The sequence below is a fragment of the Shewanella psychropiezotolerans genome, from assembly GCF_007197555.1.
GTDB lineage: Bacteria > Pseudomonadota > Gammaproteobacteria > Enterobacterales > Shewanellaceae > Shewanella > Shewanella psychropiezotolerans.
Window position 1 is genome coordinate 1,945,988 of record NZ_CP041614.1, and the last position, 22,152, is coordinate 1,968,139.

Genomic DNA, 22,152 nt, shown 5'->3' on the forward strand with positions numbered 1-22,152 from the left:
TGATGAGTATTAACCTAACAATAAATGATCGCCAGCAAGAACTTGCTTGTCGTCTTGGTGATAATGTCCAAACCTTACTGAACAAGGCAGGTTTTCGCTCCGTACGTAACAGTGATGACGGTTTTGGTTTTGCAGGTTCCGACGTGATATTAGTCGATGGCCGTCTACTGAACGCTTCCTTGTTGATCGCGGCTCAGCTTGAGGGCGCCGAGATCTATACGGCCGAATCATTAGGTAAGTGGAACCAGCTGAACCATGTCCAGCAAGCGATGATCGACGTGGGTGTGGTGCAATCGGGATATAACGATCCCGCCATGGCTCTGATCTTAACTGAGCTGTTAAAGGATAACCCGAATCCAAATCGTGACGAGATAGACGATGCTTTGACCGGCATATTTAGCCGTGATGCTGGCTACCAGCAATATTATGAAGTGATCGAGTTAGCAGTAAACCGCCTGAAAGACCCAGAGCATGATAAGCAGTACGCGCCAGAGTTCAGAGACGATCTCACCTTTATCGGTAAGAACACCCCTAAGCTAGACTCGGCCAAAATGGTGCAGGCGAAACCTTGTTATGTAGAAGATAGGATCCCTAAAGATGCTTGCGTGATAAAGATGCTCCGCAGTCCACATGCCCATGCCTGGCTCACTCACTTAGATGTCACTAAAGCCGAAGCTTTGGAGGGGGTGGTGACTGTCATCACCTATAAGAATTGTCCGGATATTCCTTACACCCCAGGTGGGCAGAGTGCCCCAGAGCCTTCGCCATTAGATAGACGCATGTTTTGTCAAAAACTACGTCATGTGGGTGATAGGGTCGCCGCCGTGGTGGCCGAATCCGTTGAGATAGCCGAACGGGCTCTGGAGCTGATTGAGGTTAAATATGACGTCCTCAAGCCTGTTATCAGCATAGATGAGGCCCGTGCCGCCGATGCGCCCATTATCCACAATGGTCCCATAGAGTATGTTGTTGGCGCCCCCGATGACTTGGCTGAACAAAATGAAAATGCCGATATCAGAGACGGTAAGGTGATCCTTAACTTCCCCATTGGCTGTTTTCCGCGGAAAAATATAGCGGCGAGTATTCGTGGCCATATCGGTGATATCAACAAAGGTTTTAGCGAGGCCGATCATGTCATAGAGCGTACCTATGAGTCTAAGCAGGTACAGCAGCTACCGACGGAAACTCACATCTGTTATAGCTATATGGATGGCGATCGTCTGGTGATGCACGACTCGACTCAGGTGCCTTGGCATGTGCGTCGTCAGGTGGCTAAAATTATCGGTGTTAAGCAGAACAAGGTGCATATCGTCAAGGAGCGTGTCGGCGGTGGTTTTGGCTCTAAGCAAGATATCTTGCTGCAAGATGTCTGTGGTTGGGCGACTTGGATCACTGGCAGAGGCGTGTATTTTCACTACACACGTGAAGAGGAGTTTATCGCTAACTCTACCCGTCACGTGGCTAAGGTGCATGTAAAAATTGGTGCCAAGAAAGACGGTACTTTGACCGCGATCGATATGGATTTTCTGGCTAACACAGGTCCTTACGGTAACCACGCCCTGACGGTGCCTTGTAATGGTCCAGCCTTGTCATTGCCACTATACCCGTGTGATAACGTCGATTTTCGTGTGACGACTTACTACTCCAATATCTGCCCGACAGGTGCTTATCAGGGCTATGGTGCGCCTAAGGGTAACTTCGCCTTAACCATGGCGATGGCTGAGATGGCCGAAGTTCTGGGTATTGATCATCTGGATATGGTCGAGATCAACCGAGTTCGTGAGGGTCAGGAACTTAAGATCTTGGCGGCTATCGGTGAAGGTAAGATGCCGGCAACGGCGCCAAGAGCCCTGAGTTGTGCCCTAGAGCCAATTCTTAAGCAGGGACGTGAGCTGATTAACTGGGATGGTGACAAGCAAGCGGATGGTGATTGGCGAATTGGTCGCGGAGTGGCGATTATTCAACAAAAATCGGGCATTCCAGATATCGATCAGGCTAACTGTTCGATTAAGATGGCATCCGATGGCACCTTCATCGTTCACTCCGGTGGTGCCGATATCGGTACCGGACTCGATACTGTGGTAGCCAAACTCACCGCCGAGGTGCTGCGCTGTCCCATCGATGAGATCACCATACACTCGGGTGATACCGATCATGCCCCATTCGATAAGGGCGCTTACGCCTCTTCGGGTACCTGTTTCTCCGGCAATGCCGCCAAAATTGCTGCCGAAGCCATGCGCACTAAGATCTTAACCTGTGGCGCCGAGATGTTGGATGAGGCCGTCGAAGATGTGGTTCTTGCGGCGCCCGGCGTGGTTAAAGGTAAGCAAGGTGAAGTCAGCTACTTCGATATTGCCCGTCGCGCCGAGAGCGGCACAGGTTGGGGACAGTTACTGGCCAACGGTTGTTACACGACCTCACTGTTCGCCTTCCCCTATGGTGCCAACTTTACCGAAGTGGCGGTCAATGTCCGTACCGGTGAAATCAAGCTGGAGAAGTTCCATGCCTTGCTCGATTGCGGTACTCCTATCAATCCAAACCTTGCCCTAGGCCAGATCTATGGTGCCAGTTTACGTGCTATCGGTCACAGCTTAACCGAAGAGCTTATCTACGATGAAAATGGTATCCCGCTAACCCGCGACCTTAAGAGTTATGGTGCGCCTATGATTGGCGATATTCCTAAGGAATTTAAGGCGGTACTGGTTCCGAGTGACGACAAAGTGGGTCCTTACGGGGCTAAGTCTATCTCTGAAATCGGGGTCAACGGAGCAGCGCCCGCTATTGCATCGGCTATTCATGATGCCTGTGGCGTGTGGATCCGCGACTGGCATTTCACTCCCGAAAAAGTCCTCGAAGGACTGAATAAATTATAACCCCCTGAGGAGAGCTAAGGGCGTACGCGACATTTGCCGCGTTCGCCCTCAATTTTACACCTTAATTGTTCCTGTTTGATCTGAAGTTTACTTAAAAACCCACCAAGTTTGTTGATGTCTTAGCGCATGACTTACCACCAAGTTTAGATAAGGATTCGAGATGAAACTGTTATATAAGATTGAAGATAAACCCCCAATGGGTGTCAGTATTGTGTTGGCACTGCAGCATATGTTAGCCGCTATGGGGGCGATTGTTGCTGTCCCTCTAGTGGTTGGTTCCGCCATAGGTATGGCCACAGATGAGATGGTTATCCTGGTTAATGCCGCATTAATGGTCTCGGGCCTGGTGACCATTATTCAGTGTAAAGGTGCAGGCCCGGTTGGAATACGTTTACCCGTGGTGATGGGCACCAGTTTTACCTTTGTTGCCATCTCTATCTCCATCGGTCTGGAATCCGGGGTCTCGGCGATTTTTGGCTCGGCGTTAATAGGCTCGCTAGTGATGATTATTGGCAGTCGTTTTATGCCGCAGATCAGAAAGTTATTTCCTCCCGTAGTCTCTGGCACAGTAGTCTTGCTTATTGGCTTAACGATTTTACCTGTGGCTGTAGATTGGTTCGCCGGTGGTTTTGTCGGCCAGGAGGGCTATGGAGATTATAATAACCTGCTGCTGGGCTTGCTGGTGTTAGTGGTGGTCATCGTCTTATCACAGCTAGGCAAGGGCATAGTCTCTGCCGCCGCCATCGTTATCGGTATGTTTGTTGGCTATCTGGTTGCGATCATCTTAGGAATTGTCGACTTCTCTCCAGTGGGTAGTGCACCGGTATTTGCCTTACCCAGTCTACTTCCCTTCGGTCTCAGTTTTACCATCAGCGGCATAATAGGCATGTCTATCGCCTACCTGGTCACTATCATGGAGTCCACCGGAGATTTCTTAGCCCTGAGTGATGCGACCAATACTAAGTTGACCGGTAGTAAGCTTTCCAAGGGCATCTTATGTGACGGTCTGGGCAGCGCCTTGGCATCGACCTTAGGGACCACACCATTCTCATCTTTTAGCCAAAATGTAGGCATAGTCTCGATAACCGGGGTGGCCAGCCGACATGTGGTGGCACTAACCGGCCTTATCATGGTGTTCGCCGGACTATTCCCCAAGATCGGTGCCCTGGTTGTCACCATACCTTCTCCCGTGCTCGGTGGTGCTGGCCTGGTGATGTTCGCCATGATCATCTCAGCGGGTATCGGTATCTTAGCTCGCATTAACTTCACTAAGCGCAACATGATGATCATAGCTGTAGGTGTCGCCTTTGGTATGGCAGTAACCTTCCGCCCCGAAATCCTCCACAGTTTTCCCGACTCAATTAGGGTGATCTTCAGCTCAGGTATCACAGCAGGCTCATTAGTGGCGTTGCTGCTTAACCTGGTACTTAGGGTCAGTCGCTCCGATGAAGTTCAGTGTACGGCAGAGAAACGCGAGTCGTTGAAAGAGCAGATTGAAGAGAGTGAAGCTGACAACCTGTCTGAAGCCGACAATCTGTCTGAATTAGATGAAAAAACGAATTATAACAATTAAATATTGAGTTTTAGTCTGTGTTTTAACGCAATCTATTGATAATAAGAGATAAGTTGAGGTTTTGGATGGGATGTAATCATACGATAAAAGTCATTAGAGCTTCGTTTCTGGATATCTTGAGTGTGGTCGATGATCCAGCTGATATCGAGAAAAATCTAAGGTTTATTGAAGATGGCCTGATGTTTGTTGCCAATGGACGCATAGAGTGGATCGGCACCTGGGAAGAGGGCAAAGACAAGATCCCTGCAGATGTCAGGGTGCGCAGTTATCCGGGGAAAATAGTCATGCCCGGGTTTATCGACACCCATATTCACTATCCGCAATCTGAGATGGTGGGTGCCTATGGTGAGCAGTTACTCGAATGGCTAGATAACTATGTTTTCCCCACTGAGGCGCGTTACAAAGACAAAGATTATGCCAAAGAGATGTCTGAGTTCTTTGTAAAACAACTGCTGCGCAACGGCACAACCACGGCCATGGTATTTGGTACCGTGCATCCTGAGTCAGTTAACTCACTGTTTGAAGTGGCTGAAAACATCAATATGCGCATGATAGCGGGTAAGGTGATGATGGACAGGAATGCACCTGACTATCTGCTGGATACGCCTGAGATTAGCTACAACCAGAGCAAGGAACTGATTGAGAAGTGGCATAAGCGTGGACGTCTGCTCTATGCCATCACGCCACGTTTCGCACCGACTTCATCCCCTGAGCAACTCGATGTCGCCGGTAGACTCAAGCAAGAGTTTCCCGATACTTATGTACACACTCATCTGTGTGAAAATAAGGATGAAATTAAGTGGGTTAAAGAGCTGTTTCCTGAGCGTGCCAGCTATTTAGATGTCTATCATCACCATGGGCTCACGGGACCTAAGAGTATATTTGCCCACAGCATTCACCTCGAAGATTGTGAGTGGGATTGTCTGCATGAGACAGATTCAGCGGTTTCTTTCTGTCCTACATCAAACCTGTATCTCGGCAGCGGCCTGTTTAAGTTACAGGAAGCCTGGAAGCGTAAGGTCAAGGTAGGCGTCGGCACCGATATTGGTGCGGGAACCACCTTTAGCATGATGCAGACCCTGAATGAAGCCTACAAGGTGATGCAACTGCAGGACTATCGTTTGTCTGCATTCGAGGCCTTCTATCTGGCGACATTAGGCGGGGCTAAGTCTCTGTCTTTAGATCACCTGATCGGTAACTTTGAGATAGGTAAGGAAGCCGACTTTGTGGTTATCGATCCCTGCGCGACCCCTTTACAGCAATTGAGATATGACAACTCTAAGTCGCTCGCCGATGAGCTGTTTGTGCTCATTACCTTAAGTGATGATCGCAGCATCTATCGTACCTATGTCGATGGACAATTAGTCTACGCACGCAATTAAGCGCGAGTCAGAAATTGGAATACTCGGCTGTTGCAGCCGAGTATATGTGGAAGTATGGGCCGAAAATAAAAGCTCAATAGTCATATTGAACTTTAATTTTAACATCAAGCCAAGGTATAAATCTTCGTCGTTCTATACCCTGGCGCCATTGCTTGAAGTCTGAGTAGACACTCGCATGATGTTATCAAGGCTCATATTTTGTGGCAAAAAGGAAGCAATGATATGACCGATAGTAATACAGTTGGAAATGAATCATTAGAACAAACTCAGTTAGCTTCAAAGAGTCCGCTAGACAATTACTTCGAGATAACCGAACGAGGGAGCACGGTCCGGCAAGAGTTAATTGCCGGTGTGACCACTTTCTTGGCTATGGTTTATTCGGTTATCGTGGTGCCCAGTATGTTGGGTATCGCAGGGTTTGATCCTGGCGCCGTTTTTATCGCTACCTGTCTGATCGCCGCGTTTGGTTCCCTGCTGATGGGCTTATGGGCAAAACTGCCGATGGCCATTGGTTGTGCCATCTCACTCACGGCATTTCTTGCATTCAGTCTGGTGCTGGGGCAAGGGGTCAGTATTCCTGTTGCCTTAGGTGCAGTCTTCCTTATGGGGGTCGTGTTTACCGGCATTACCGTGACCGGTATTCGTCAATGGATCTTAACTAATCTTCCATTTGGTATCGCTCACGGTACTGGCATCGGCATCGGCTTGTTTTTACTGCTCATCGCCGCCAATGGTGTAGGACTGGTGATAAAAAATCCCCATGAAGGTTTGCCCATTGCATTAGGTGAATTCACTTCATTGTCGGTGTTGATGTCCGTGATAGGTCTTGCGGCCATCTTGGGGCTGGAGAAACTCCGCGTACCTGGCGGTATCTTACTTGTGATCGTGGCTATCTCGGTATTTGGTCTTATCTTCGATCCTAATGTGGTTTATCAAGGCTTATTTGCCATGCCTGACTTTGGTGGTGAGAACTCCCTGATTGGCACTATGGATGTCATGGGGGCGTTGAACCCTATGATCTTGCCCACGGTATTTGCTCTGGTGATGACCGCTATCTTTGATGCTACGGGTACCATTCGTGCGGTAGCCGGTCAGGCCAATCTGCTGGATAAGGATGGGCAGATCATCAATGGTGGCAAGGCGCTGACTTCTGACTCTGTGACTAGTATTTTTGCTGGCATGGTCGGTGGTGCACCGGCTGCGGTCTATATAGAGTCAGCAGCGGGTACTGCCGCAGGCGGCAAGACAGGTTTAACTGCCACTGTGGTAGGTGGCTTGTTTATCTGTATGTTATTTTTGGCACCGCTTAGTTATCTGGTTCCGGCTTATGCCACAGCACCAGCCTTGATGTATGTCGGACTCTTGATGATGTCTAATGTCAGCAAGTTAGATTTCAAGGATTCGGTGGATGCATTATCTGGTTTGATGTGCGCCGTGTTTATCGTGCTGACCAGTAATATTGTTACCGGCATCATGCTGGGATTTTTAGTGCTGGTGATAGGGCGGGTGACTTCAGGTGAATGGAAGAAACTCAACCTAGGTACGGTTATTATTACCATTACATTAGTTGCATTTTATATTGGCGGTTGGGCGATTTAGTATTAGTCTGACTCAGCTTTAAAACTGAGTCATGATATAAAGAGTTACTTTACACAAGTTTAACCACTTAAAAAAATAATAAGTTTGTCAATTACAGGTGAGGAATATGAACAATAAATGGATATTAGTAGCATTGCTAGCAAGCCCTACAGTATTTGCTGAAAGCTTAGTTCAATGGTCTGATTTCAGTGTGACAGCCCTTTACGGCGATAACTTTGAGGTCGACCCTGCGGAGCAAACCACCATCACGCTAGAAACCGCCGGCGGTTGGAAATACGGTGATTGGTTTGCGTTCCAGGATTTTATTTACTTCAATGATGCGCCAAGTGATAGTAATCACGTTAACTATGGTGAGTATGGTACTCGCTTTAGTGCCAGTAAGATTTTTGATAGCAAAATAGGTTTTGGCCCCTTAACTGATCTGTCTCTTGCACTGCAATATGAGCAAGGTTCTGCTGCGGCGAGTACCATGCTTTATGGTATAGGTTCAGATTGGGCTGTGCCTGGTTTTAGCTACCTTAATGTGAACGTCTATCAGCGCACCGAATTGAGTAATTCTGCAGGAGAACGAGGTGCCAGTGATGGTTGGCAGCTAACCCCAGCCTGGAGAATCGATTTTGGTGACACTGGCATAGTGTTCGATGGCTTTATTGACTGGGTATTTAGTCCATCTGAAGACTCTTATGAGCCTATGCTGCACATTAATCCACAACTTAAGTATGACTTAGGTGCCGTGATCAATGGTAAGAGCGGCCAATTTTATGTCGGTGTCGAATATGATTACTGGAAGAACAAATACGGCATACCCAATGGTATTCCCGGTCTTGAAGTTGACCAAAGTGTCTTCTCGCTCTTGATTAAGTATCATCTATAAGCGTTAACTTAACGCAGAACGGGATACAGCAATAATAAAGCCCTGACATGAAAGTGTCGGGGCTTTTTCTTGGTTGGTGGACGGCGGGATGACTCGTATCATCCAAGTATCTTTAACGTGAGGTTACCCCTTAGGGGCCGTCGCAAGCGAGTTTGTTCACCGAGATTGGAAAGATTACATAGGTTGAAATCAGGTTCATTTTTCTTTTAATTTTAAACAGAATTGAAAGCTAAATCTTGTATCGTTATATTTTTGGGTGGAGGCTGGCTTTGTTGAGATGACTAACGCGTGGAATACGAGCCCCCAAGGTCATGACTTCCATATTCCAATCTTTAGAAAAGTATTGGAACCGACAGAAATAGAATACAGTGCCATAGATCATTCTATAGGCCCATGCTCTGAGATTAAGTTGACGGAGAAAGTTGGCGTAATCATCGATTCTGTCGAGATCCTTCGCCTTAGCTGTCAGTGCGCGATTGAAGATAAAACAAAGGCCGGTGATTGGGTCCCGTCAGGTGAAGTTGTTACATATGACTGGGGGGTCAACATCAAGCTATCCGATGGAACTAGTGTCTCAATGACGACTGAAGATGACTCAATCCTGGGTGAGTTGATTATATCGCCGCTGGCTATTGAGCCTTACTACAAAGAAGATGTCTGGGTCGAACAACTTGATATTTGCCTACGATTAACTTAATTGGAAAATTAATAGTGCCACCCACATTAAATGCTGCCTGGATTTTCACATATTCCCTCAAAAAACCTCATTTTATTCATTTTAGCTAGTGTAAGTCAGGATTCCCCTATGTTATTGGATTCATGGGCAAGTGGAATATTGATAACTTGCCACAGACTTCATATGTTATTGATTAATAATGGCTGGCTCGATTTTGGCTCGCTACTCTTGACTAACAGTGGTTAAGTGAGAGGTTGTTATGCCCCGCCCAAGATGAAGCCAAGTGAGTTTAGAAGACACGCCTATGTCCACTACTGCTCTCGTGTATCCAGACGTGCAATGCTGCTGGGAGATGATGAGGGCACTGGAAAAAACTATCACCATAGACATTACTGGGTTGAATCTCAGCACCATTTCGGTGATTTTATTTATTTTATCGTGATTCAATTTTATTGAGCTTCTGGTTAACTTGATTTTAATTATTTTAACTTGCAGGGAAGGTTATACTATTTTCACTGAGAAAGAGGTGGTTATAGGTTCTATGTGTTTGAATTAGTTGCTTATTATTAACTGAAAACGTGTCTATTTTCTATTGTCTATCTCTATCGGCTTATTGAGCCTTACGCCGCTGATCATATCACCTGTGGTTTTATTTCTGCTTCCTGTTTAGGTCATCTTCTGGAAATGAACCAACATGCATTTTGGGTATGAAATACGGTGAGATCTAATGCTGATGGATATTAATCCACTAGTGAAGAAGGGCGATGATTTAAATAGCTATACCAGTAGCATGATGGTGGAAGCTGCAACTGATTTTAAACGCCTATCTAAGTGTACAAGTTTTACTTGATCACAAAACACATCGTATTAACCGATGTAAACAGAGAACATACTCATGTATGAAAATGAAGAAAAAATAGTTAAAGCATTTATTATTGCCTCCATCGCTTGGGGGTTGTAGCTATGTGTATAGGTTTATTGGCGGCTCTACAGTTATACCTGCCCCAATTAAACTTTGCCAATGAGTATATTAATTTTGGAAAAATAAGACCGCTGCATACGAACGGGGTCATTTATGGATTGGTTTGTAACTTTATTATAGGTATGTCGCTATATATTGTGGCTAAAACTTCATTAGTTAATCTAATATCCAAAGGTTTATCTTGGTTTTTGTTCTGGGGTTGGCAGATAACATTGATAATAGGCCTTATATCAATCGCTTTAGGTTATACATCAACCAAAGAATATGCTGAATTTACATGGCCGGTTGATATCGCTATTGTTGTCCTCTGGCTAACGTTTGGATATATATTTTTTGGAACACTAGCTAAAAGGAAAACAAATCATATATTTGTTTCAAACTGGTTTAGTGGTGGTGTTATTGTTGTTATAGCATTAATTTACTTGGTAAATAATTTATCCATCCCAGTATATGCATTTAAAGGTTACTCGATATTTTCTGGTGCTAGTGATGCGCTTGTACAATGGTGGTGGGGTCATAATGCGGTTGGCTTCTTATTGACAGCTGGCTTTGTTGGTACCAACTATTATTTTATTCCCAAGTTAGTTAACAGACCTATTTATTCATATCGACTTTCATTAATTACTTTTTGGGGATTAATTGGTTTTTATACTTGGGCTGGTACACACCACTTAATTGGTACATCAGTTCCAACTTGGATTCAAAATATTGGCATAGTGATGTCTCTTCTGTTGTGGATCCCTTCATGGGCTGGCGCATTTAATGCTTGGATGACCTGTACTTCCAATAAAGAGGAGATGAAAAAAAATCCCATTGTATGGTTTTTCTTATCGTCAATCGCCTATTATGCATTAGCAACATTTGAAGGCCCTCTTATGGCTATCAGATCGTTTAATACGATAGCGCACAATACAAGTTGGGTTATAGGACACGTTCACTCTGGCGCACTAGGTTGGGTTGCTATGACGTGTATCGCAACTTTCTACTATTTCATTCCACAGTTATATAAAAAAGAACTCTACTCATTTGGTCTAGTTAAGGTGCATTTTGTGCTAGCTCATTTAGGTATAACCTTCTATGTCGTTGCTCTTTGGATTGGTGGTATAGGTCAAGGTATTAAATCGTTAAGCCTCACTGATTCGGGTTCACTCACTTATACGTTTGTTGATATCTTACGGTTTATTGAACCTTATATGCTAGGGCGTGCAATTGGTGGTGCTCTGTTTATCTCCGGTATGTTGGTAATGATTTACAACCTAATCATGACTATAAATAATCCACAAAAAGCAATGATTAAAGGAGGTTGTTAATGGAAAATTCAATATCTAAATCTGTAAAAGCATTTATTACTATCACGACAGTCGTTGTTTTATTTTCATTCTTTGTGTGGGTTTTTCCAGGATTTTTCTTCACAAATGACCTTAAGGAAATCACAACGGCCAAACCATATACCGCCTTAGAATTAGCTGGGCGAGATGTTTATATGGCAGAAGGTTGTGTGGGGTGTCATACCCAGATGGTTAGAAACTTGGAGCCGGAAAGAAAAAGATATGGTCGTCCTAATAAAATGGAAGATGATGTTTATGAGTTTACCTTTTTGTGGAGCTCACAAAGAACAGGGCCAGACTTAACTAATATTGGTTTGAAATACACTGAAGGCTGGCACAAGCAGCATCTAATAAACCCTCAAGCAGTTGTACCTGCTTCAATCATGCCTCAATATCCGTGGCTTTTTGAAAAAGAGATTAACGGTAGTCATGTTGTTGCTTCAATGAAAGCGATGAAAAAACTAGGCGTTCCATATACAGACACTCAAATTGAAAACTCAGTAAACAAAGTTGAGGGTAAAACGAGAGGCGATGCACTTATTGCTTACTTAATGAGCCTCGGTGTGGATACACAGGAAAAAGCTGGAGATTTAAATTAATGGAATCCACAAAAATATTATCTAGCGTACTATCGATTATCTTCTTTTTTATCATGGTCGCAGTTATCTATTCGCAGTTTAAAAAAAACAAAACTGCAGATAGTAATAAAACAATAGAGCACTTTGATGGGATAGATGAAAAAGATGCTCCTATTCCTAAAGTTTTCTTTGCGGCCTATCTTATTGCATTTATAGGCGCCATTGTTTATGTCCTTCTATATCCAAGCTTGGCTTCCTGGAAAGGTTTTGTCGGCTGGACACAGGCCGATGACGCTTATGTAGCGAAATCAGTTGATATTAACAATGATATTAATGGCGCAATCAATGCTCATACTGATGAGGAAACATTCACGCTTTTACAAAAAGAGCCTCTTGTTATACAAGAGGGTAAAGCAATATTTGGAGATAACTGTTCTGCTTGTCACGGTCTGGATGCAACAGGGCAGCATAACTATCCAAACTTAGTGGATAAAGACTGGTTATACGGCGGTTCACCTCAAGATATCTATACGACTATATATAATGGCCGTCACGGTAAAATGCCTGCTTGGAAAGAGGTATTGAACGGTGACGATATAGATGAACTTACGCAGTATGTTTCTCAGCTAAATAAAGGACCATTTGAAAGTAATGATCTTTTTGATGCTAATTGCTCATCATGTCACGGAAAAGATGCCCAAGGGACACATGGCATAGGTGCACCAAACTTAACGAATAATATCTGGCTTCATGGTTCAACCAAAGATGATATTAAGCGAGTTATTGAGAATGGCATGAGCAACACTATGCCTGCTTTTTCTGAGCGACTTACTAGAAATCAAATGTTGTCTTTAACCTCTTATATTCTCTCCCTACAAAATGAACCACAAGAAAATATCGGGCTTATGCAAGCGAAAACATATATTTTTTCTAGAAATGAAAAACCATTGCCCGCAGTGTTAGCCACTTGTGTGGGCTGTCATGGTGCAGATGGTCTTGGCGGTGTACCTGGGACGCCTAAACTAGCCGGTTTGAAAGAAGCTTATATCTATAATCAATTGAACTTGTTTGTATCAGGTTTAAGACAAAATACGACGATGCAAGGCATGACTGCAAACTTAAGTGTTGAAGATAAGTTGCTTGCTGCCAGCTATTTCAGCTCGCTAGATTCACCAGATATAAGTGAGATTTTCCCAGATAAATCTGCAGAAGGGCTGATTAAAGATCCTACTGAACGCCTAATATTCCAAGGTGATTGGCAACGAGCGCTCCCAGCTTGCGCTACTTGTCATGGTCAAAAAACGGAAGGTAACCCATCATTTCCAAGGTTGGCAGGTCAATCTTCTGACTATTTAGAGAAGCAATTATTTGACTGGAGAACGGGTGTTAGATCTGGTGATCAAGGTCAAATGATGCAAAACGTGGTTAGAAAGCTGACAGATGATGAAATTAAATCCCTTTCGAAATATTTATCAAAAATTAAATAATCGCTGAGCTGGCTAAAGGCTAATAGATTGAAGGCTAGTGGATTTAAAGGTTAATAGATTTAAAGATTAATAGGATACCGTAATTATGAAAATGAATAAGTTAAGAAGGGAAATCATTAAAGCTGGGGGCTATGTCGCACTAGCTGCTGCGCCATTGACTGCTTTTTCCAAAGAGTTTATGAAAGATGGGAAAATGTATTCGGATGGTGAAGGGGTGAGCTATGCTGCTGGCCCTAAGCCCGTACTAAGTACATTTCCTCAAAAAGATGATCTTGTGATTGTACATACTAGACCACCTCATCTTGAGACTCCTTTTAATGTATTTAATGAAGGGTTAATAACACCCAATAATCGTTTTTTTGTTCGTTATCACTTAGCTGACTTACCTGTTGCCATAGACACTGATAAATATACCATTACTATCTCTGGAGCTGTTGATGAGGAAGTTACGCTAAGTTTGGCTGAATTAAAGTCGATTGAAGGCCAGCAAGAAATCGTAGCGGTACAACAATGTACTGGTAATAGCCGAGGTTATTCATCACCACGTGTTTTTGGTGCACAATTAAGTAATGGCGCAATGGGTAATGCGAAGTTCAAAGGTGTGCCACTTAAAAATGTGTTAGCGAAAGCAGGTATTTCAAGTGCAGCGAAAAGTGTCATCATAGATGGTTTGGATAAGCCGGTACGAGACACGACACCAGATTTCAAAAAATCATTACCTATTGACCATATTATGACCGGCGAACCTATGTTGGTCTGGGAAATGAATGGTGAGCCCTTACCATTTTTAAATGGATTTCCAGTTAAATTAATCGTGCCTGGTTGGTATGCAACATACTGGGTTAAGCATGTATCACATCTCAAAGTCATAGAGGATAAGTTTGATAACTTTGATGCGTTCTTTATGACGACAGCATACCGTCTACCAGATAACGATTCGAAGAGTGAATTACCAAATGAAAGGGCGAAAACGACGTTACCTGTAAATCGTTTCCCAATAAGAAGTTTTGTTACTAGTTTAGAAAATGGTGATGAAGTTAACGCTTCAAGCAGTATTGAAATTAAGGGAATTGCTTTTGACAGTGGTAGTGGTATAAAAAAAGTCGAAATGTCAGTCGATGGTGGCAAAAAATGGATGCAAGCGACACTTGGAGAAGATCTTGGTCGCTTTTCCTTTAGAGGTTGGAAGTTAAGCCATAATTTCAGTGAAAAAGGAAGAACACTTGTGATGGTCAGAGCAACAGGTAAGAGCGGTGAAACACAACCTGTAAATGCAACTTGGAATCATGGTGGTTATAACCGTAATGCTATTGAACGTACAAGTATTAAGGTGGTTTAGATGCGGTTTTTACTTATTATATTAACGCTATTTTCATTGACTGTTAAAGCTGAAGTCGTATCAATTTCATTACCTATGGATAATACAAAACTTAAGCCATTGGCATTACCCGGGTATGGGCTTGCGCAATCTAAATGTCACCTTTGTCATTCAGTTGATTATGTCATGTATCAACCACCAGAAATGGATCTAAAAGAGTGGACTGGTGAGATGTATAAAATGCGAAACGCTTACGGTGCACCTATCAGTATGGATGAAGCTAAGTTTATTGCCGCTTATTTGTCAGTCGCTTATGGGTCTGCAAAAGAAACCGATGAAGAAATAATAGCCTTAACTAAACTCGCTAACGCCAAAATAATCTATCATCCGGATAACTTAGATGTGCAATCGCTATTATCTGATAATGATTGCTTAACTTGTCATAAAGATTCGGAAGCTCTTTCTATCAAAGAGATGCGGTCTAAATATGAAGGCACAGATAATGCTGTAGATAGATTGGGAGTCGCTATTAAGTTAGGGGGTCTTGGCATGCCTAAGCCACCTATAAACCGCCATGAATCAGAAGCTATTGCAAAATTTATTCTTGATGAGGGGGGAAATAGATCAGTTCCTGAAATCAGTGTAATTAGCTATCATTTATTGCAAATGATTAAACGTATGTACATCCAATCTCCCATAAAAGGCACTGAACATTTAACGCTCAGTGCCTTTTATTGGCAATGAGCGCCTTAATCACCTAAAGGAATTCACTTCGCGCCGAAGGACTATCTTGAATTGGTGGATGAAACAGGGAGAGTTCTTCGCGATGATAAGCGTGGGGCTATCTCTTTGAAGGCATCTAAGATATTAAGCAGGCTAAATATTTCCAGTGAAAGCTGGGTGAAAAAAACTTCTGATTTCGGTAAAATTTTCCATGGTCCAGTAGGCACACTACAAGAACTGACGAATTATTGTGACAATTTAGGGAAGCGCCGACGGCATTTTTCTAAAGATTGTCAGTACCTTCAAACTGGCTGGTAATTTTGCTCGCTCTCTCTGTTTAAACCTGACTCTTTTTTATAAAGAACGAATAAGACCTGTCTGAATTTTCACATATTCCCTCAAAAACCTCATTTTATTAATTTTTGCTAGTGTAAGTTAGGATTTCCCACTGTAATTGGATTTATGGGTAAGTGGAATATTGATAGCTTGCCACAGACTTCATATGTTATTGATTAATAATGGCTGGCTCGATTTTTCCGATTTTTCATTGGCTCGATTTTTCAGAGCAAGACACAAAAACAAAAAAGGCGAATGCATGAAGCACTCGCCTTTCCATATTTAACTCTTAACTTATCTTGATTAAACCCCTGTTTTTAACAGGCTTATGATCCCTGCTACGCTGGAAAAATTAAACTTCTCCATCATGGCTGTGGCGCCTTTAATGAAGGTTGGTTTATGCTGGCGTACCACATGATAAACTTGAAAGCAGAGGTGTATATCACTCTCCGATAGGCCATTATTCTTATGGGCAATCACAGCTAAATAGCAGCGCAACATAAAGCAGTCCAATACCAGTAATCTAAACGCAGACTGAGGTGCGTCACCTAAGGTAAGCGGAAAATATTCATGGTAAATATAGTAGAGAATATAGCGTTTAAAGATATCGCCATGCTCCTCTAACGCAGGTGATGCGATGGTATTCCATGCATGGTTTATCTTATCGATATCCACGGTTTTGTCGTCATTAAGCAAGGTACTGATAGCATCATTAACGGTCTTAAATCTTTCACCATCACGCCTTGGATGTACATCGATAAACATACCATGAATGGTTGCGAAAGCTTGCACCTGATGCTTATCAGCATATGCTAAGGTTTTATATTGCTCTTGCAGTACACCTTTCTCTGCCAACAACATCAGTTGCTCTAAACGAATATCTAACTGATCCGCGTCAACCTCATTTCCCCAGACCTTATCGGCAGTATTAATTAATAAACCGATCGCAAGCAGAGCTTGCTGCCAACTAAGGTGCTCATTGAGTAACAGATCGATGCTGTTATCGTAAGTTTTACTGGCCCAAAGAGGACTTGTACTTAAAAGGTTCTTTAAACCACTCTCTTTACGTTCAAACATAAAGGCATCGGGACTAAATAGGATCAGCCTTGCCGCCTCTGGGCAGGATAAATAGAGAGATTGATATTTATCCCCCTCTTTGACTAAGCTGGTTCTGGATAGGTTTTACAGGTATCGCTTAGGGTATCTTCACCGGCTAAAGAGTGGATTTTACACAGTCGATTGACATCGAGGAAAGGGCATGCCCCATCTGAATCGGCACGAATTATCGCCCACTTATCATCACTTCGTTTAATTTTTTTCATGGCTGTTTTAGCCAATGTTTTCAAATCTCGATGAGCCACTGTTTTTTTATAGCTTTGCTTATCAATATAGATATTCCAACCGATACAGCAGCTATCTTCACAATCTGGGCCTATACAGCTAAAATCACTGACATATTTAGGGGTAACAATTCCGCTAGCCATTATCTTTCCAAAGCATCATGAGATATAGATATAAAATAGCAAAGTCAGCGAGTTAGTCAAATAAGGAATTGAGGGGGTAGGAGTTAATAACTCTGGTTACTTTAACTGTTTATATCAAAATAACGAAGACACCCAAGATTGTCAGATGAAGATCCCTTGCCCTGGTTCAAAGTAGAAGTGCACCACTCATTTCAGTATAGATTTCAAAAGGTGTCTTGTAATTAAGACACTTTCTTGGCCTCGAATCAAGTGCATGAAAAAGACTAGCAGCTATTCGAAGTGGATAAGAGTAATAATATTAAAGATAAGCAGATCTTTAATAAGTGTTTATCTAGATTAAACATATAATTTTCTCCACAATTATCCAATCAATGAATAGTTGATATGAATCGTATTAACAATCAATTTAAAACGTTGACTGAACTTTATACTGGAATGCTATTGTTTAGATTAAATATTAGCATTCCAGTACAGAAGGTAATTATCAATAAAAGTTGTTTTTTTTTAGATTCTAGGCGGGGAAAGAAATGAAGTAACGAAGGGGAATAAGATCGTCAATAAAATAACGAAGACATCTAAGAGTGTCAATAAAATAACGAAGATACTCAATATTGTCAGATCAAGGTCCTTTTAGCCATTTTTCTTAGAATAATAATGAGTGTCTTGGTTATAGTTTTAATCTCTATTTCGAAGGCTAGAAGATTCCATTTTGAATCTAATTTCATAGAAGAGTGTGTTGATTGTTTATAACGGTCTGGTGTTTCGTAAGAGGTAAGTTATTCAAACCATGTTGCATTTTTTGTTTTGAGTTTTTATTTTAAGTAGAGCTTTTAAAAAATCTGTTTGTTTTTTGTAAAGTTCATCCGTTTCTTATTGCTTTATCGATAATTATTTAAGAGAATACCATTCGTATATCAATTAAAATGGAATTTTAAATATAATGAAACATTGTATAATATTAGCCGCACTCATCACTTCTCAAACTGTTTGTGCTACAGAGTTGGATTTTGTTTACCCCTCTAATGGAGAAGATATCGATAAATCAATTTTAGTGCAGTGTACTGTGGATGAAAGTACGTTATTTTCAGGCGAAGATTTGGAGAGAGCGATAAGGTTTAATATCCCGGAGCTGTTAGCAGGACTGGGTGATGGGAAACATGCTATAAGTTGTGATGTGACCAAGCAAGGTCGAAGTGAAGTCTATTCTATTGATTTTACAGCTATAAAGTTTAAGCGAGGCGAGTTTGGTAGCCAGGCTCCCATCTACTATAACTCCTACGGTTATGGCCTTGACCTAAATAGTAGAAGATCGGATTGTTACCTACCATCTGAATTGATTTTCGATGAAGAGTGTCTTGCACAATATTATGGTAGTGGTCAATATTATTTAAAAGGAATGAGTGGTCCAACAGATGTGCAGTGGCATTACCATGACTACCTGACGAGTGTCGGTATATTCATAGAAGCTAATCCAAAATTCAATCTGAATATATCTTCTGTTAAATAAAGTTATTTAAGCTTTGGCATTCGAATAAATTTATATCGACTCTATTAAATATTCTCAGGTGTACGGCCATGTTGTCTATTAATCTTGTGCATTCATTAAACTTAATTAAGTTGCAGGTTTGTTAATGGGGCGTGGGTAAGTGTCTGCTTGTACACTAAAATAATAGAGAGGCGCGGCTAATATTGATGTGATCGTAATAATAACTATTATTAGCCAAGTTAATGGTGTTTTTTGTGGAGATTTTTTATGTCAGCTCCCAAATAATCCAATGAAATATTTAATTTTATTCAGCAGGAGAGGATGTTACTGCTAACAATGAAAGTTGGACAGACCTTTTATATGAAAGCCCATCGCTTCGTTTTTAGGTACTGACTTAATAAGGCTCAATGGTATCACTTTGACGTTGATTTAATTAAAAGGATTTCTTTATGATAAAAACACGATATCTCTGCTTGAGTGTTACGATTAGCTCACTGTTTCTCGCAATAACTAGCGTAAATGCAACGGATCTGCGTGGCTTAGAACCACAGATAACCTCAGCAGCTCAAGTCAATGAAGCATTCGATCTATGGCAAGAATGTGCTACTCACTGCCAACTCGATTTAAGCCAAGGTATTAGATCAAGTGAATTGGATCTGACTCCCTTATTTGAAACCAGTAATGAAGAAGGCATACTGCACTACTCTATGCTACTGGGAGAAGGTAATGAGGGGCTCAAACTTGCTATCGATAATGCTCTGACACTACATACTACTCATTCAACGATTAATTTTACCAGTGAGACGGCGGAATCCGGTCCTCGCAGTTACTCATATATTCGTAAGGGAGAAAATAATTGGTCTCTAAACTGGCTTGTTCCCGTTGGTGATGATGCTCCAGCCAGCATTAAAATATTCTTCCTTGAACAGGACGCCGTAGGCCTGAACAGATATATATCTCCCATCTACAGTATAGAGGTGAGTAACAACCTGTTAAATAGTTTGGCGCATAAATCCACGTTTTATATTAGGGCTTTCGACAATAACCAAACATTGTCAATGGTCAATATCAGCAGTGCCGGAGTGAGCTATGTGGCAGCGCCGCAGCAGCACCATCGACAGAAACGCTGGAGTGAATGGCACACAGGTAAATTACTCTGCTTCCTTGACCCTTTCGATGCGTTCTACAATTACGTGACTCAACACACCTGTAATCCTGATGACACGTGGGAAGGGCAAATTTATCGCGTGTTGGCAGGTAATCCAGCGATCCTGGATACAACCGCTCCCTCAACGACACCGGCCGTTATCAGTCATCGAATCCATTTCGATAGAGGTAACAGCCTAGCATCCTTAACTGCCCATCAGGTATGCGGTATTCCTCTTGAATCTCTAGCTCGTACCCGCCATCCCAGAGGTTGGGAAGAACTCAATAATTGTGGTTATCCGGTACGTAACCTTGTCAGCCTCTTTATATTGGCCCGACTATCATGGGACAGGGTAGAGCAAGTGATCCACAATGCTTTGACCAACCCGACTCCTGGTAATGCGCTGGATGATGCTATTCGAGAAGCACCAGAGAGAGCTAGGGTGACCCTGACCCTGGCAGCTGCGCAGGTCAATCAATTTGATAATCAGGCCGCTGGCAATACGCCTGAACAAGCCCAAAGTGCTGACGTGGTGAGCCTATCCTGCTCTGCAGGTGCGCTTCATTGTAGTGCGCCAGCCGACAGTGCCAACGCGTTACTCGAACGAGAACACCCCAATGGTGCAAACTTTCTAGGAGCGGGGGAGGCGGTAAGCTTTACCACGAGGGGAACCAGAAACTGGTCTTCAGCACGCTTGAATCATGCACATCAGCAACTGATCGCGCGAGGGTATGTTTTTGTGGGCTATCACGGCAGCTCTTTGGAAGGTGCTCAAAGCATTGTTTTCGGGGGATCAGAACCAGAACACAGGCACTGGATGATGTATGGCAAGGCTTGTATATATCAGGTGACCCTGCCGTCGCCTATGGATATGCGCAAGATCAAGAGCCTGACTCGCGTGGCCGGATCCGCAATGGCACTATGTTGAGAGTCTATGTACCAGGCACTGCCACAGCATACCTCTATGAAACGCCTCTGACTCTGGCCGATCCTGAAGCTGTCGATGCTGTAGGTCACCTGATTGGCCACCCACTTCCCTTACAAACGGAAGCCATCACTGGCCCCGAAGAAGCAGGCGGGCGCCCGGAAACCATTCTCGGCTGGGAACTGGCTGAACAGGCTGTAGCAATCCCCTCCACGATACCGACAGATCCGAGTAATATCGGCGGTGATCTCGACCCATCGAGTATTCCTGATGAGGAAAGTGATATCAGTGCATTACCAGACAATGTCACTAAACCTCATCACGACGAATTATAGGAGTCGTCGGATAAGCGATGCCTGAAAACAGGCACCGTTTATCCGATAAAAATCACTAAGACACCCAAAATTTTCGGATGAAGATCCTATTGGCCATCTTCCTTAGAGCAAGAATGGGTGTCTTGGTTATATCTTGGTTATAGTTATATTGAAAAATCTAATCAACTGGCTCTTAATCTACAAGGAAACCAAAAATACGCTGCTCTGGGCTATGGGCAGCCAGATCATCAGTTTTGCCAGTAGGTCGCTAGTGCTGATGCCGCAAGCTATCGCGGTCATCTGTACGGCTTTTTGCACGGATATAGCCTCGCTGCAGTGGGTTAAGAACGAAAATTGCCAATCATCCAATTCAGTTGTGGTTACTCGGTAATCGACTCGGGTTAGTGCAAGCAGGCTCTTTTCTGGCTGCGGCAGGGTATAGTCCTCAGATTTTTCTACGCAATTCATTAACTCAAGGATCGGATAATCCAGCTTAAGAAGCCTAAGGCAGGGGGGTGTTTGCAACATGATTACCCCTTGTAAAAAAGCCAGTTCATATCCCATTTTTGAAGCGACGATATCGGTGTTATTTTCCAAACCTTTCGCCAATAACACTTCTGCATATGCCCGTTCAAATTGAGCTATTTGCGCGGGCAAGGCGATAAAGGCTGCTTGCTCTGGGGCATGCAGGCCTTGTGGCTGGGTGTTTTTTAGAAAGTCACTGAAGTGCTCGCCCAGATAGTAGAGGCTCCAGTTCTCGGATGGCACAGTCACAATATAAGCTTTGGCGAATGTCTCAAAAAACTCGTCGCCCATATAGGCGCACAGTACCGAAAACTCGGACTTTAAACACTCAACCAAGCGCATCACATATCCAGCGGCATAGATGTCAAGTCGCCGGTAGGGCGATACGCTTTGCTGGGTTTTTACTATTTGTTCGAGGTGCAGGTTGCCCGGGGTCGCTGCGGTCGCTAATTTTTCTCGCAGGCTGCCGCGAACCGTGAGGATGGTTTTCATCCACTGCTGGATCTGCTGTAGAGAAGGCTGTTTCAAGTTGTTCATGACAC

The 22,152-nt window shown here is 43.2% G+C and carries 15 protein-coding genes and 2 pseudogenes; 14 read left to right on the forward strand and 3 right to left on the reverse strand.

The window, feature by feature from the left end:
* The first annotated feature begins 2 nt into the window (after nt 1-2).
* The 12 genes and pseudogenes from FM037_RS08635 to FM037_RS29250 form a co-directional block, all read left to right on the forward strand.
* Complete coding sequence (locus FM037_RS08635) at nt 3-2,873, forward strand: molybdopterin-dependent oxidoreductase Mo/Fe-S-binding subunit (protein WP_144045665.1); 2,871 nt, start codon at nt 3-5, stop codon at nt 2,871-2,873.
* A 160-nt stretch (nt 2,874-3,033) separates the two neighbouring features.
* A complete protein-coding gene (locus tag FM037_RS08640; protein WP_144045666.1) occupies nt 3,034-4,446 on the forward strand; it encodes a nucleobase:cation symporter-2 family protein in 1,413 nt (470 codons plus the stop codon).
* A gap of 65 nt (nt 4,447-4,511) precedes the next feature.
* On the forward strand, nt 4,512-5,828 hold the full coding sequence (guaD, locus tag FM037_RS08645; protein ID WP_144045667.1) for a guanine deaminase: 1,317 nt from the start codon (nt 4,512-4,514) through the stop codon (nt 5,826-5,828).
* A 222-nt stretch (nt 5,829-6,050) separates the two neighbouring features.
* Entirely contained in the window at nt 6,051-7,427 is a 1,377-nt protein-coding gene (locus FM037_RS08650; RefSeq protein WP_144045668.1) for an NCS2 family permease, read from the forward strand.
* A 106-nt stretch (nt 7,428-7,533) separates the two neighbouring features.
* Nucleotides 7,534-8,301, forward strand: coding sequence for an outer membrane protein OmpK (locus tag FM037_RS08655; protein ID WP_144045669.1), 768 nt, complete (start codon nt 7,534-7,536; stop codon nt 8,299-8,301).
* Nucleotides 8,302-8,578: 277 nt separating this feature from the next.
* Nucleotides 8,579-8,998 (forward strand): hypothetical protein, encoded by a 420-nt coding sequence (locus tag FM037_RS08660; protein ID WP_144045670.1) that lies wholly within the window; start codon nt 8,579-8,581, stop codon nt 8,996-8,998.
* A gap of 942 nt (nt 8,999-9,940) precedes the next feature.
* Complete coding sequence (locus tag FM037_RS08670; protein ID WP_229381119.1) at nt 9,941-11,269, forward strand: cbb3-type cytochrome c oxidase subunit I; 1,329 nt, start codon at nt 9,941-9,943, stop codon at nt 11,267-11,269.
* On the forward strand, nt 11,269-11,886 hold the full coding sequence (locus tag FM037_RS08675) for a cbb3-type cytochrome c oxidase subunit II (protein ID WP_144045671.1): 618 nt from the start codon (nt 11,269-11,271) through the stop codon (nt 11,884-11,886). Before FM037_RS08670 ends, FM037_RS08675 begins: the two co-directional genes overlap by 1 nt.
* Nucleotides 11,886-13,352: a cytochrome-c oxidase, cbb3-type subunit III gene (gene ccoP / locus FM037_RS08680; RefSeq protein ID WP_144045672.1), complete on the forward strand. Its 1,467-nt coding sequence runs from the start codon at nt 11,886-11,888 to the stop codon at nt 13,350-13,352. Before FM037_RS08675 ends, ccoP begins: the two co-directional genes overlap by 1 nt.
* 85 nt (nt 13,353-13,437) lie before the next feature.
* Nucleotides 13,438-14,691, forward strand: coding sequence for a molybdopterin-dependent oxidoreductase (locus tag FM037_RS08685; RefSeq protein ID WP_144045673.1), 1,254 nt, complete (start codon nt 13,438-13,440; stop codon nt 14,689-14,691).
* Complete coding sequence (locus FM037_RS08690) at nt 14,692-15,414, forward strand: c-type cytochrome (protein WP_229381120.1); 723 nt, start codon at nt 14,692-14,694, stop codon at nt 15,412-15,414.
* Nucleotides 15,395-15,711, forward strand: a pseudogene (locus tag FM037_RS29250) (transposase); the annotation flags it as partial. The gene FM037_RS08690 and the pseudogene FM037_RS29250, both read left to right, overlap by 20 nt.
* A gap of 321 nt (nt 15,712-16,032) precedes the next feature.
* Here FM037_RS29250 and fliB (FM037_RS08700) read toward each other — a convergent pair.
* Both fliB (FM037_RS08700) and fliB (FM037_RS29930) read right to left on the reverse strand, forming a co-directional pair.
* Nucleotides 16,033-16,833: a flagellin lysine-N-methylase gene (fliB, locus tag FM037_RS08700; RefSeq protein WP_324617133.1), complete on the reverse strand. Its 801-nt coding sequence runs from the start codon at nt 16,831-16,833 to the stop codon at nt 16,033-16,035.
* Nucleotides 16,834-16,889: 56 nt separating this feature from the next.
* The gene (gene fliB, locus FM037_RS29930; RefSeq protein WP_267874871.1) at nt 16,890-17,213 is read right to left on the reverse strand and encodes a flagellin lysine-N-methylase; all 324 of its coding nucleotides are present in this window, start codon (nt 17,211-17,213) and stop codon (nt 16,890-16,892) included.
* Nucleotides 17,214-18,153: 940 nt separating this feature from the next.
* Here fliB (FM037_RS29930) and FM037_RS08705 point away from each other — a divergent pair.
* Together FM037_RS08705 and FM037_RS08710 are read left to right on the forward strand one after the other, a co-directional pair.
* Complete coding sequence (locus FM037_RS08705; RefSeq protein WP_144045674.1) at nt 18,154-18,720, forward strand: hypothetical protein; 567 nt, start codon at nt 18,154-18,156, stop codon at nt 18,718-18,720.
* Between the two features lie 428 nt (nt 18,721-19,148).
* Nucleotides 19,149-21,106: pseudogene (locus FM037_RS08710) on the forward strand (exotoxin A binding domain-containing protein).
* A 177-nt stretch (nt 21,107-21,283) separates the two neighbouring features.
* On the opposite strand, the gene FM037_RS08715 reads toward FM037_RS08710, so the two are convergent.
* Complete coding sequence (locus FM037_RS08715) at nt 21,284-22,147, reverse strand: HvfC/BufC N-terminal domain-containing protein (protein ID WP_144045675.1); 864 nt, start codon at nt 22,145-22,147, stop codon at nt 21,284-21,286.
* Nucleotides 22,148-22,152: the final 5 nt, after the last annotated feature.

Bases quoted from the DNA above. Each gene is read 5' to 3' on its own strand.
- FM037_RS08650 (WP_144045668.1), top strand. From the start codon at position 6,051: ATGACCGATAGTAATACAGTTGGAAATGAATCATTAGAACAAACTCAG.
- FM037_RS08685 (WP_144045673.1), top strand. From the start codon at position 13,438: ATGAAAATGAATAAGTTAAGAAGGGAAATCATTAAAGCTGGGGGCTAT.
- FM037_RS08705 (WP_144045674.1), top strand. From the start codon at position 18,154: ATGAAACATTGTATAATATTAGCCGCACTCATCACTTCTCAAACTGTT.
- ccoP (WP_144045672.1), top strand. From the start codon at position 11,886: ATGGAATCCACAAAAATATTATCTAGCGTACTATCGATTATCTTCTTT.
- FM037_RS08640 (WP_144045666.1), top strand. From the start codon at position 3,034: ATGAAACTGTTATATAAGATTGAAGATAAACCCCCAATGGGTGTCAGT.
- FM037_RS08675 (WP_144045671.1), top strand. From the start codon at position 11,269: ATGGAAAATTCAATATCTAAATCTGTAAAAGCATTTATTACTATCACG.
- FM037_RS08635 (WP_144045665.1), top strand. From the start codon at position 3: ATGAGTATTAACCTAACAATAAATGATCGCCAGCAAGAACTTGCTTGT.
- FM037_RS08655 (WP_144045669.1), top strand. From the start codon at position 7,534: ATGAACAATAAATGGATATTAGTAGCATTGCTAGCAAGCCCTACAGTA.
- FM037_RS08715 (WP_144045675.1), bottom strand. From the start codon at position 22,147: ATGAACAACTTGAAACAGCCTTCTCTACAGCAGATCCAGCAGTGGATG.
- guaD (WP_144045667.1), top strand. From the start codon at position 4,512: ATGGGATGTAATCATACGATAAAAGTCATTAGAGCTTCGTTTCTGGAT.
- fliB (WP_267874871.1), bottom strand. From the start codon at position 17,213: ATGGCTAGCGGAATTGTTACCCCTAAATATGTCAGTGATTTTAGCTGT.
- FM037_RS08660 (WP_144045670.1), top strand. From the start codon at position 8,579: ATGACTAACGCGTGGAATACGAGCCCCCAAGGTCATGACTTCCATATT.
- FM037_RS08670 (WP_229381119.1), top strand. From the start codon at position 9,941: ATGTGTATAGGTTTATTGGCGGCTCTACAGTTATACCTGCCCCAATTA.
- FM037_RS08690 (WP_229381120.1), top strand. From the start codon at position 14,692: ATGCGGTTTTTACTTATTATATTAACGCTATTTTCATTGACTGTTAAA.